At 47.0% G+C, this 12,372-nt stretch carries 8 protein-coding genes; 3 read left to right on the forward strand and 5 right to left on the reverse strand.

Going from position 1 to position 12,372, the window contains the following annotated elements; all coding sequences use genetic code 11:
* Positions 1-72 precede the first annotated feature (72 nt).
* Together ACEW9O_RS21550 and ACEW9O_RS21555 are read right to left on the reverse strand one after the other, a co-directional pair.
* Positions 73-1,992, reverse strand: coding sequence for a glucosamine-6-phosphate deaminase (locus ACEW9O_RS21550; protein ID WP_373552271.1), 1,920 nt, complete (start codon positions 1,990-1,992; stop codon positions 73-75).
* 26 nt (positions 1,993-2,018) lie between these two features.
* Positions 2,019-2,978 (reverse strand): ROK family protein, encoded by a 960-nt coding sequence (locus tag ACEW9O_RS21555; protein ID WP_373552272.1) that lies wholly within the window; start codon positions 2,976-2,978, stop codon positions 2,019-2,021.
* Positions 2,979-3,222: 244 nt separating this feature from the next.
* On the opposite strand from ACEW9O_RS21555, the gene ACEW9O_RS21560 reads away from it, so the two are divergent.
* The 3 genes from ACEW9O_RS21560 (at position 3,223) to ACEW9O_RS21570 (ending at position 8,138) form a co-directional block, all read left to right on the forward strand.
* Entirely contained in the window at positions 3,223-4,293 is a 1,071-nt protein-coding gene (locus ACEW9O_RS21560) for a substrate-binding domain-containing protein (RefSeq protein WP_373552273.1), read from the forward strand.
* Positions 4,294-4,653: 360 nt separating this feature from the next.
* Positions 4,654-6,123, forward strand: a complete 1,470-nt coding sequence (gene dnaA / locus ACEW9O_RS21565) for a chromosomal replication initiator protein DnaA (RefSeq protein WP_373552274.1) — start codon at positions 4,654-4,656, stop codon at positions 6,121-6,123.
* A gap of 170 nt (positions 6,124-6,293) precedes the next feature.
* Positions 6,294-8,138, forward strand: a complete 1,845-nt coding sequence (locus tag ACEW9O_RS21570; protein WP_373552275.1) for a glycoside hydrolase family 13 protein — start codon at positions 6,294-6,296, stop codon at positions 8,136-8,138.
* Positions 8,139-8,144: 6 nt separating this feature from the next.
* Here ACEW9O_RS21570 and ACEW9O_RS21575 read toward each other — a convergent pair whose 3' ends face one another.
* From ACEW9O_RS21575 to ACEW9O_RS21585, 3 genes are all read right to left on the reverse strand, one after another.
* Positions 8,145-8,915 (reverse strand): Rossmann-like and DUF2520 domain-containing protein, encoded by a 771-nt coding sequence (locus ACEW9O_RS21575; protein WP_373552276.1) that lies wholly within the window; start codon positions 8,913-8,915, stop codon positions 8,145-8,147.
* A gap of 143 nt (positions 8,916-9,058) precedes the next feature.
* Positions 9,059-11,932 (reverse strand): cytochrome c biogenesis protein CcsA, encoded by a 2,874-nt coding sequence (gene ccsA / locus ACEW9O_RS21580; protein WP_373552277.1) that lies wholly within the window; start codon positions 11,930-11,932, stop codon positions 9,059-9,061.
* A 5-nt stretch (positions 11,933-11,937) separates the two neighbouring features.
* On the reverse strand, positions 11,938-12,336 hold the full coding sequence (locus ACEW9O_RS21585; protein WP_373552278.1) for a cytochrome c maturation protein CcmE: 399 nt from the start codon (positions 12,334-12,336) through the stop codon (positions 11,938-11,940).
* Positions 12,337-12,372: the final 36 nt, after the last annotated feature.

The raw sequence follows: 12,372 nt of genomic DNA on the forward strand, positions 1-12,372 counted from the left end.
GGTAAAAAAACTTTCTTCACCACCTAAGAAACCTAAGACACTAAAGGGCCACCTCAGAATTAAAAGCCAGTGTTAAAACTTCCAACGCCGGAACGCCTCAATCGCCTCATATTCCGCCAAGCCCAACTGGCGATAAGTGAGCGCCGTTTCGCGGTTGCGGTCTTCGGCGCGTTGCCAAAATTCCCGTTCGTCGTTACCGGGGAACGGTGGGCGGTCCTTTTGTGACTGGTGCATAAAGATCGCTCGGCGCTTTTTCAGCAATTGCTCAGGACTAATTGGCACTGCCATTTCAATCTCGTGGGTTGACCACTCGTGCCAGGCACCGCGATAGAGCCACAACCAACAATCCTTCATCCAGGATTCTTCCTTCAATTTTTCAAAAGCCATAAAGATGGCGTCCAGACAAACGCGGTGGGTACCATGTGGATCGGCCAGATCACCTGCAGCGTAAACCTGATGCGGTTTGATTTTTTCAATCAATTCCGCAATGATTTTGACATCGTCTTCACCCAAGGGGTTTTTGCGCGTACGACCTGTTTCGTAAAAAGGCATGTCCAGAAAATGGATGTGTTTTTCATCCAGACCACAAAAACGGGCTCCCGCGCGGGCTTCACCCCGGCGAATCAAACCTTTTACACTGCGCACTTCGGCAATATCCACACCGTCGGACTTTTTGTCGTGCAAAAACTTGAGGACTTTTTTGTACTTTTTGTCCAGTTCTTCTTGTGCACCATTGTTGGCCCCGGACTCATTGTATTCTTGCAGAAATTCTACAAAACGCAGGGCATCGTAGTCGTGTACAGCTATGTTGCCCGAAGTTTGGTAGGCTACATGCACCTCGTGTCCCTGCTCTACCAAACGCAGGAAAGTTCCACCCATCGAAATCACATCATCATCGGGGTGAGGGCTGAAGATAATGACCCGTTTTTTGGCAGGTTTGGCCCGCTCAGGACGGGTTGAATCATCCGCATTGGGTTTACCGCCGGGCCAGCCTGTAATGGTGTGTTGCAGGCGGTTGAATATTTTGATGTTGATTTCGTAGGCTGCTGCGTATTCAAGGGTCAGGTCGCTCAACCCGTGTTCGTTGTAATCTTCACTGGTGAGTTTGAGGATGGGTTTGTTCACTTTTTGGGACAACCACACCACCGCTTTACAGATCAAATCGTCATCCCAATTGCACATACCTACCAACCAGGGTGATTCGTACTTGGTCAGCGCCTCTGCCGCCCCATAATCCAAATGGAACCGAGTACCAGGGTGTTTTTGTAAAAAAGAAGCAGGAATAGAAGGCGTGATTTCTTCCTCTACGGCTCTTTTTAGCACATCAGCCTTGTGTTGGCCCCAGGCCAACAAGTGGATCGCTTTTGCCCGCATGATTGAGCGAATGCCCATCGTCAAAGCGCGATAAGGCACATCCTCTTCACTGGGGAAATCTTTGAGCGCATCCCGTCGGGTGAGTGCATCCAGGCGTACTAGGCGAGTATCGGAAGTGTCCCAGGAACCCGGTTCATTAAAACCAATGTGCCCAGTGCGGCCAATGCCCAACAACTGAATGTCGATTCCCCCCAGTAGTTCAATTTTTTTATCGTACTGGCGGCAGTATTCGTCCGCTTGCTCCATAGGGATGGTGCCATCGGGAATGTTGATGTTTTCCTTTTTGATGTCCACATGGTCGAAGAGGTATTCCCGCATAAAACGCACATAACTTTGTTGTGCATCGGGTTTCATCGGGAAATACTCATCCAAGTTGAAGGTGATCACGTTTTTGAAACTCAAACCTTCTTCTTTGTGCATGCGCACCAATTCCTGGTACACCTGGATCGGAGAGGAACCGGTGGCCAGGCCCAATACGATGTGTTCGCCTTCTTGTTGCCGTTGACGAATGGCTAAAGCGATGCTTTGGGCTACGTGCTTTGAGCCTTCGCGGGCATCTGCCCAAACTTTGGTCGGAATTTTTTCTACCGACTTGAGCTGGTATTTTAGAAAGTCCATGTGGAACGTTTTTTATATTCAAAAACCTACGAACGATAAATTAGCGATGCTGCGCCCAACAATGCCGCGTCTTCACTGCCCAATTCAGACAATCTTATTTCACATTTACCTTTGAACATGGGCATCGTATGCTTTTCCAAACTTTCCCGAGTAGGATCCAAGATCAGCGACCCCGCCAGAGCCAAACCACCCGCCAAAAAAACGGCCTTAGGGTCAAATAAAACCATCAGGTCGGCAATTTTGTAGCCCAGAATTTCTCCAGTTAAACGAAAGGCCTCTTGAGCCAAAAAGTCTCCAGTATGAGCGGCCTGGGTAATGTCCCGGGCACTCAGGTGGTGATAGCTAAAATTTCGCAACGGACTGTCCTGGGTATAGGTGCTCATCAATTCAAAAACAGTTCGCTTAATGCCCGTAGCAGAAGCATAAGTTTCGATGCATCCCTTTTGGCCACAACCACAACTGCGCCCATCGCGTACAACAAAGGTATGCCCAAACTCACTGGCCAATCCATGTTGCCCAATGACGATTTTTCCATCCACAATAACCCCAGAGCCTACACCTGTACCTAAAGTAATCAGGGCATAGTTTTTCATTCCCCTGGCGCCTCCAAACTGGCCTTCGCCCAAGGCTGCCACGTTGGCATCGTTGGCCAATCGGGTAGGCAATCCACAGCGTTCTTCCACCAATTGGCGAACGGGAACCGTTTCGGTTTCGGGAAATGGCATATTGGCTGCTCCGGTAATGGTTCCTTCCATCTCATTACAGGCTGGAGTACCAATCCCAATCCCGATGATTTCATTTGAAGCAGCAACCCGATTGCGCAGTTCATTCACCGCCTCGGTCAATCCTACTATAAAAGGTTCTGCACCTTTCCGTGATTGGGTATAATAACTGCTGCGTTCTAGGATTTGTCCATTTTCATCGACGATGGCCAGTTTGGTACCTGTTCCGCCGATGTCAATTCCAATGACTGCCTTATTTTTCACTTGCCGATAGCTTATTTGATGAAGTTTCTTCAACGTGCGACCGAACTTTGGTGCAACACGCACTGGCGAAAATAAGCGCTTTAATCCTATTTACCTCACTTGGGACAAAGGTAGATATTTTTTTAAATTGTGTGTGCGCACACACAAGAAAAAATTTTAGCGTTTGCGGGCACATACTTTTTTCTACCTTTGTGTGTGCGTACACCCTGAAATTTTATTCTGCATTTAATTTTTTATCTAAGCAATGAATAAACGAGTCACTATCAAGGACATTGCGGAGCAAGCCGGCGTTTCGGTAGGAACGGTAGACCGGGTTATTCATGAGCGGGGTAGGGTATCGGCGGAAGTAAAAGCGAAAGTTTTGCAGGTGATGCAGGCCCTGGATTTTGAACCGAACCTCATTGCCAGTACTTTAGCATTCAATCGAGCCATCCAGATTGGCGTGCTGATGCCCCGGCTACACAGCGATCCGTACTGGGATTTGCCCTTACTAGGCATGCGACGCGCTCAGCATTCGGTTAAACATTATGGGGTAGGTTTGGTGGAGCAGATGTTTGATTTGTTCAGTCCACAGGATTTTAAAAAAAGTGCCATCGCCTTGATTGATCAAAAACCAGATGCCTTGGTTTTTCCTCCGATCTTTCTTAAAGAGTCCCTGGAGCTTTTGGACCATTGTGTTGAAGTAAAAGTTCCTACTATATTGGTCAACACAGATGTTGAACACCCTCAGGTGATGTCGTACATTGGGCAAGATTCGTATCAAAGTGGGGTACTGGCTGGCAAATTGCTTAGTATGGCCATGAATGGGTCAGGTAAGGTTTTATTGCTCAACCTCGATAAGGAAACCCTGAATGCCAAACATCTCATGGACAAAGAACTAGGCTTGCGGGATTTTTTGGCGCAAAAAGACAAAAATTCTTTCACCGTACTGCGACAGGACGTGGAAGATTTTGACAACCCAGAACGTTTGGATAGCTTACTGAATGAACTTCTACAACAATATGATGACATAAAAACAGTGTTTGTCACCAACTCCCGAGCCTACAAACTTGTAGAGGCCATTCAAGAACAAGCTCAGCCTCATTTGAATATTCTGGGCTTCGATCTTTTACCCAACAACCTGCACTTTTTACAAATGGGAAAAATTGATTTCTTAATCAACCAGAATGCCAGTTACCAAGGGTATTTGGCGATCAAAAACCTGACGGATTATTTTATTTTTAAAAAACAATTACCTCGGGTGCAGCATCTCCCTTTAGATATCGTTGTTGCTGAAAATGCTGCATATTATGTACAGAGGGAACAAGGAAATTAATGCAAGAAATTGCATAATAATTGAGGCTAGACAACAAAAAATTTAGAACAAATATTCAGCGTGTTGAAATTACAAGACAGGATACAAACCCAAAAAAAATATTTCGGCCCAGACTCCATGGGTTTACAGGCAGTTCCAGCTTTTTTGCTCATCTGATTAGAAAAAAGTCGACGAACGGATTTCCCAAAACGGATTCTTTTTTCCATCTTTGTATCCCTCTGATGGAAGGAATGGTTTGTACAAATTGCGAAACTAAATCGCTTGAACAAACTCATCTTTGTTGCTAACTTACTGATACGCTCTCTTTTACAAATTGAGACTATTTATTGTTTAACGCCCTTTGGCGAAAGATTCTGGAGAATGGTTAAAGATCATGCTACAGTGTGGGAGAGCTGTCTGCAAAACATTCGCAACAATGTGAATATGCAGGCATTCAGAACTTGGTTCGAGCCCATCAAGCCAGTACGGCTAGATGGAAACGCACTGACCATTCAAGTACCGAATAAGTACTTTTATGAATGGTTGGAGGAGCATTACGTTTCGCTGCTCAAAACAAGTATCCGTAGTCAGTTAGGCGACAAAGCACGCCTTGAATACCAAATTTTGGTAAACGACCCCCGCGAAGAAGAAAAACGTAAACCTTATGCTGGAAATGGGAATGGTTTTGAAAGACCGAGTTCCAGCCACCCCGGTAATGTGTCTCTTTCTGACCAATTGCCCTATTACAATAATGTGGATACCGACTCCATCAAAAATCCCTTTGTGATTCCGGGGATTAAAAAGATGAAGGTTGACCCACAATTAAATCCCAACTATCGCTTCGACAATTACATCGAAGGTGATTGCAACCGCCTGGCTCGTTCGGCAGGGTACGCCATTTCGCGCAAACCCGGGCAAACGTCCTTTAACCCGCTGGTCATTTTTGGCAACGTGGGTTTGGGTAAAACGCACCTGGCTCAAGCGATCGGCAACGAGATTTTGGAAAAATTTCCGGCTAAAACGGTACTCTACGTTTCATCCGAAAAATTTACCAATCAAATCATCGCGGGGATCAAAAACAACGCCATCAATGATGTGGTCACTTTTTACCAACACATTGACGTGCTGATTGTGGATGACATCCAATTTTTGGAGGGTAAGAAAAAAACCCAGGATATTTTCTTCCACATTTTTAACCAGCTTCATCAAAACGGCAAACAAATCATCCTGACTTCTGACCGTCCACCTAAGGACTTGCAGGACATGGAGGAACGCTTGATCTCCCGTTTCAAATGGGGCCTTTCGGCTGACCTACAGGCACCCGATCTCGAGACCCGCATCGCCATTCTTGAGCACAAGATGATGATGGAGGGAGTTGAAATCGCCCAGGATGTAACTGAGTTCATCTGTTACAACATTAAAAACAACATCCGCGAGCTGGAAGGGGTGCTGATCAGTTTGATCGCCCAATCCTCCCTCAACCGCCGTGAAATCGACATCGATTTGGCCAAAGAAGTGGTGCGGAATTTTGTAACCGAAATCAATAAAGAAATCACCGTCGAGTTCATCCAAAAACTCGTAGCGGAATATTTTAAAGTGCCGGTAGAAACCCTCAATGGCAAAACCCGCAAACGCTCCATCGTGATTGCCCGCCAATTGAGCATGTACCTGGCCAAAAACATGACCGACCGCTCGTTGAAAGCGCTGGGTGAAGTATTTGGCGGTCGGGATCACAGTACGGTGATTTATTCTTGCCGTACCGTTCAGGATCTGATGGAAACAGATCCGTTTTTCAAAGAGACCGTGAGTGATCTGGAGAAGAAGATTCGGATGAGTTTGAGCGAGAAATAAAGGGCTACGCCCTTTCATTGTATATATCGCCCTTTTAGGGCTAGTTAGCCACGAAGGCACTAAGGGCAATTGTTCTTAGTGCCTTCGTGCCTTTGTGGCTATTTTTTTTTATTCTATTTTACCGCTTGAAACTTACTCGGCACCTACTCCGAGACCTAAACAGATTAGCAATGTTGAAATCAAAATGGATCATCAGTGGGCTGTTGAGCCTCTGGGCAATGGGCTTATTTGCTCAAATTGAACGCATCGAACCCTCCAATTGGTGGGTGGGCATGAAAAACCCGGAACTCCAGTTGCTGGTACATGGCCCCAATATCGGTACGACCACTCCCAGTATCAGCTACCCGGGAGTAAGCATCAAAGCTATAAAGCCTGGTGATAGTAAAAACTACCTTTTTATCAGTCTTTTGATCGCACCCGGCACCAAATCTGGCAAGTTTACCATCAATTTCAGGAAAGCTGGAATGGCAGCGATCAGCTACCAATACCCCCTCTTGCCACGCAATAAGGCCGCGCAAAACCAAATGGGTTTCAGTTCCAAAGATGTCGTTTATTTGGTGACGCCCGACCGCTTTGTCAATGCCGATCCAGGCAATGACCAAAGTGATACTCTACGGGAAAAAACGATCAACCGCAAGGAAGATTACGCCCGGCACGGAGGTGATATCCGGGGTATCATCAATAGTTTGGATTACCTGGCAGACATGGGTTTTACAGCCATTTGGCCTACACCACTACTCGAAAACAACATGCCCAGATGGTCTTACCACGGGTACGCGATTACGGACTATTACAAAGTAGATCCCCGCTTTGGCACCTTGGAAGACTATAAAGAATTGGCGAATAAAGCCCGGGAAAAGGGCATCAAACTCATCAAAGACGACGTTGTCAATCACTCTGGCGTAAAATACTGGTGGATGGATGATCTGCCTTTCAAAAATTGGATCAATTACCCCGATTCCATGCAGGTTACCAACCACCGCCGCACCGTCAACGAAGACCTTTACGCAGCGCAAGTGGACAAAAAACTGATGACCCAAGGCTGGTTTGTGCCCGATATGCCCGATATGAACCACCAAAATCCTTTTTTGGCCCAATACCTGATCCAAAATAGCATTTGGTGGATTGAAACCCTCGGACTAGGAGGTATTCGCCAGGACACCTATCCGTATTCAGAAAAAGTCTTTTTGAAAAACTGGAGCTGCTCCATCATGCGCGAATATCCCAACTTTAGCATCGTAGGTGAGGAGTGGAGCACCAACCCACTCATTGCCGCCTATTGGCAACAAGGCAAAAAGAACCACGATGGCTATACCAGTTGTTTGGAAAGCCCGATGGATTTTCCCCTGCAAGCTGCCTTGGTGCAAGCTTTAACGGAGCCAGGAAGAGGTGGTTTTGATAAATTGTACGAAGCCCTGGCCAACGATTTTGTGTACGCCAATCCCCAAGCACTGATGGTTTTTGGGGACAACCACGACATGGATCGCATTTTTACCCAATTGAAAAAAGATGTTGACCTCACCCAAATGGCTTTGACCTATTTGTTAACCGTTCGGGGCATTCCCCAAATTTATTATGGCACTGAAGTATTGTTCGACAACAGCGCCAAGCCAGGTGATCATGGCCTGATTCGCACGGATTTCCCCGGCGGCTGGGCAGGCGATGCGGTGAATGCCTTTACTGGGCAGGGTTTAAGTCCAGATCAACTACGCATTCAATCTTTTATGAAAAAAATGCTGAATTGGCGCAAGCAAAAAACGGCGATTCACAATGGCAAAACCTTACATTTTGGCCCGCAGGATGGGGTGTATGTGTTTGCGCGTTACACCGCGACTGAAACAGTACTGGTGTTGATGAATAAAACTGCTGGGAGCAAGTCCATCGATTTGGGCCGCTTTGCAGAAGTGATCAAAGGAAAAACGAGTGCGCTGGATGTGCTGAGTGGGGAGACTTTGAGCTTGGGGAAAAGTTTGGAGTTGAAGGGAAAGACTGCAACGGTACTAGAGTTGAAATGATGCTATTTACGCCCTAATCAATGCCGTAAATACCCCATACAATTCCCTCCACTCTGGATGTTCTTCCAACATATCCAAGTGCCGTTCAATCGTAGCCCGATCTCCGCGTAAGGCGGGACCGGTTTGCATTTCGACTGGATCATGACCCTGGATTTTAGCCGCCGTTTCCTGAATCAGAGGCAACAACAGGTCAAAAGGCAATTGGCGTTCAGCCAAAATCTCTGCAGCAATTTGGTACAAATGATTGGCGAAGTTGTTGACAAAAATTGCTGCGAGGTGTAGGCTGCGCCGATCGGCTTCGCTGGTGATTTGTACTTTATGGCTGATTCGTTGGCCCAATTCGAACAAAAGCTTTTGATCGGCTGGATGAGTGGCCTCCATACAAATGGGAATTTGATTAAAATCCGGTTCCCGACCGGGTGAAAAACTTTGTAAAGGATAAAAGATACCGCGACGTGGAAGGGCATTCAACCAATTTAGTGGGCTGCTGCCAGAGGTATGCACAATGAGCGTAGCGTGGCTGGGAAGGGTGCTTAATTGCTGCGCAACTTCAGGAATGGCCTGGTCTTTGACCGCGATGATGAGCAAATCCAGTCCCGAAAATTGTAGGTCTTTCCAACGATTGATGCCTTGGGCATTGACGGCTGTTGCTAGTTCCTGGGCGTCTTCCAATTGTCGGCTGTAGATTTGACGAATGTGCAGGCCACATGCCTGGAGTCTTTTACTGAGGTGCGTGGCGACTTTGCCAGCGCCTACGATGCTGATGGTTTGAATCACAATTTGGTGTTTAGTATAAATCTGAGGTGATTCCTTCAGTGTCTTAGGTTTCTTAGGTGGTGAAATTAATACCTTGCTCCGCAAGGCTTTTTCTTTTTCACCACCTAAGAAACCTAAGACACTGAAGATACACCTAAGTCGAGTTAGGCTAATGATTCCGTACTGCGCCGGGTGCTCATTCGGTTCCAAATGCTAAAGCCCAAGCCAAACATCATCAAAAGCGCGCCAAACCAGAATACATTGATCCCCGGAAACTCCATCGCTTCCAAAACAATGTAGTTCGAAGGCAGTGCATCGGTAGCCACCTCAACCGGGATGCTGCTTGGTTCCGTGGTTTTGGCCAACATCAATTGAATCGTTTCTTTGCCCGGATCAAGCAAGGGGAAACGTACGTGCAAGCCCAATTCAGGCACTTCCACCTTAACATTCAAAGGCTGTTGATCCCGAATCAGGAAAATCGGTTCCGTGTGGTAGGTTTTACCATCGGGTGCTGTGATGTCAAGCATGGCCCCTACGGCCAAATCACCTTCTTTGCGGCTGTAATCAGGATGCTCGGGTGCTTTATTGAAGCCGGTGAACTTGATTTTCAGGTCTTGCCATTGGCCTACATCACCCTGTCGCAAATTGAGGTTTTCGTATTTGAGTTGGTTGTCGAGTGCAAATACCTTTTCTATGGCCTCCTGGCTGATTTTGAACTTGGCACTCAGGTCGTCGATTTGATCCGGGTATGTGTAGATTAGTTGTCCACGCAGTAAGATGACCGGATTGGCGTAATACACACTGTCGTCGTCGCTGCGGCGCACTTTGAGTTTGGTACTAAAGGCCAAGTCGCCCGGTTCAGGTTTGTACTCGTGGTGGACCGGGTTCCGACTAATCGACTCCAGGCTGATCTGGAAAGTACGGCGAAACACCGTATCCTGGTTTTCCACCTCCAAGGTATCGTGGAGGAGTTGAGTACGGCCTTGTTCCAAGCTCAGCGCTTTGTACTTCAATTCCTCTTCGCGTTGTTTTTTTAGCTCAAAATTTTGTTCCACTTCCGGCAAGGCGCTGATGTGTGTGAACACGTCCTTGAGCACATAGTGCCGCGTATCCGGGTTGGAGGTCGCAATTTTGGTGAAAGATTTATCGTAGAGGATGGTAGGGTAGAGGTTGAAGTCTTCCACCAATTTCCCTTTTTTGTTTTTGCGCTGGTAGTTAACCGTGTAAGTTCGGGTAAAATGCTCCAGCGTATCCTTTTTATAGGTCACCATGTAGTCCTGCATCATGGTAGGCACATTGCGGAACAGAGTAATGTTCTTTTTGCTCAATTCTTCATCACCACCCGCAATCAAACCATCCATCAAAAAGGCATTGGAGGAAATGATCTTGCGGTTTACCCCCGAAGCCATGATGCCTACAATCATCAAACCAAAGCCAATGTGTGAAAAGGCTGATCCAGCAATTTTGAGCCTGCCACGCAGGTGCGTGATCAAATAGTCGAGGTTGCTGACGATGGTGAAATACGCACTAAAGGTTAGCAAAGTATACTGCCAGGTATGCAATTCGATCAATAGAGAGCTTAAGTAGGTCAATAGGCCCGCAATTCCCATCCCAACCCCCAAATGGATCGCAAAACGCAGGGCATTTTTGCTCCAGTTGTTTTCCCGGAAGCGCAAGAACTGAGCAAAGCCTGAGAAATAACCAATAAATACCGCAATCCAGAGCTGGTACTTGTTGAAATGCACTACAGGCTCGGTGATGACCTTACCTTGAAAGGCAGGATTAAAGACCTGCATGATTTTGTTGTATACTGGCAAAGAAGTAGACCCCGTGATGAGCACCGCTGAAAACAACAAAATCAAGGTACCAATGAACATCCAGAACTCCTTGGAAGTCGTGTGCTCTTCTGACTTGGGATGGGGAATTTCCCGCCAGCGCCAAATCATCAGCCCAAGACCAGCCAAAGTGAAGGCAGAAATGAACAGGATCAGTTGACTTTCCAGGCCCATTTCGGTAAAGGCGTGCACCGAAGTTTCACCCAAAACCCCGCTACGGGTCAGGAAGGTGGAATATACTACCAGTAAAAAGCCCAACAGGTAAAAAATATAAGAACTGCGCACGGAATGTCCAGTCGCTTTCGAAATCAAATTGGTATGTACTCCGGCAACAATGAGCAACCATGGCACCAGTGAGGTGTTTTCCACCGGATCCCAAGCCCAGTAGCCGCCAAAGTTGAGCGCTTCGTAAGCCCAGGCCGAACCCATCAGGATACCGATGCCGAGGATAGAGCCACAAAACAAGGCCCAGGGCAGGGCAGGTTTTAACCATTCCGTGTGCCGCTTTGTCCACAAACCCGCAATCGCAAAAGCGAAAGGAATGGCTGTTGACGCAAAGCCCAGGAACAAGGTTGGTGGGTGAATGGTCATCCAGTAGTTTTGCAGTGCTGGATTCAGGCCATTGCCTTTGATGAGCTTCAAATAGTCGGCCTGTGCAAAAATGGGTGCATCGATCGTTTGACGCAAGAGCAACATGGGGTTGCTGCCAAACTTGGATGGTTCATCCCCAAAGCCAATGTAAATGCCCAGAATCATCGTGGCCAATACTGCCTGAATGGCTGCAATGACCGTAAGCGTAGACGTTTCCCAAGATTTACCATTGAACAAGAGCACAAAACCCAGGAGCACATGCCAAAACATCCAGAGCAAAAAACTACCTTCCTGGCCTTCCCACAAAGCCGAAAAAATAAACTTCATGGGCAATTCTTCCGAAACGTGAGCCTGGACGTACTGGTATTCATACAACTGATTGATCATGGAGTACAATAAGGCACCGATCACGGCAAAAACCCCCAGACCGTGGGTCAAAAATGCATAGCGCCCAATGTTGCGCCAGCTTTCATAATCGGCACTTTCCCGCTTTTGCGTAGCGAACCAATAGGCCACCATGGACAACAAAGCGCCTACAAATGCCAGCAAAACCCCTAATTGCCCAATCTGCCCAGGCAGTAGGGTTTCACCGATGTATTGGATTTTTTCCATGTTGTTTACCCGTTCTGTTTGCTCTTGATGGCAACTTCTTCGTCCTTGTACTTGGAAGGACATTTCATCAATAAATCGGTGGCGACAAACACCCCTTCTTTCATCCGGCCAGTTACCACAATTTGCTCCGACATTTCGAAGTCTTGTGGTTTGGCTTTCAGCAGCACCACTTTCTGCTCTTCACCATTGTTGTCTTTGATGAAAAAGCTGAAATGGTTGGGGTCGTTGGCCGGGTCGTAAACCATTGGTTTGTTTTTGGCCAACTTCCCTACAATTTTGATTTTTTTCGTGCTGCTGTTGGCATCGGCAAAAGAACCATAAGTGGTCATGTCTTTGCCCGAATTGACAAACAGCAGGATGGCAATGGCCACCATAATACCGGCGATGAGATAGATCCGCTTCATAATGTATCCTGTTAAAAAAGACTGTTGTGCTTATTT

Origin of the sequence: Haliscomenobacter sp. (assembly GCF_041740695.1) — a bacterium.
Lineage (GTDB): Bacteria > Bacteroidota > Bacteroidia > Chitinophagales > Saprospiraceae > Haliscomenobacter.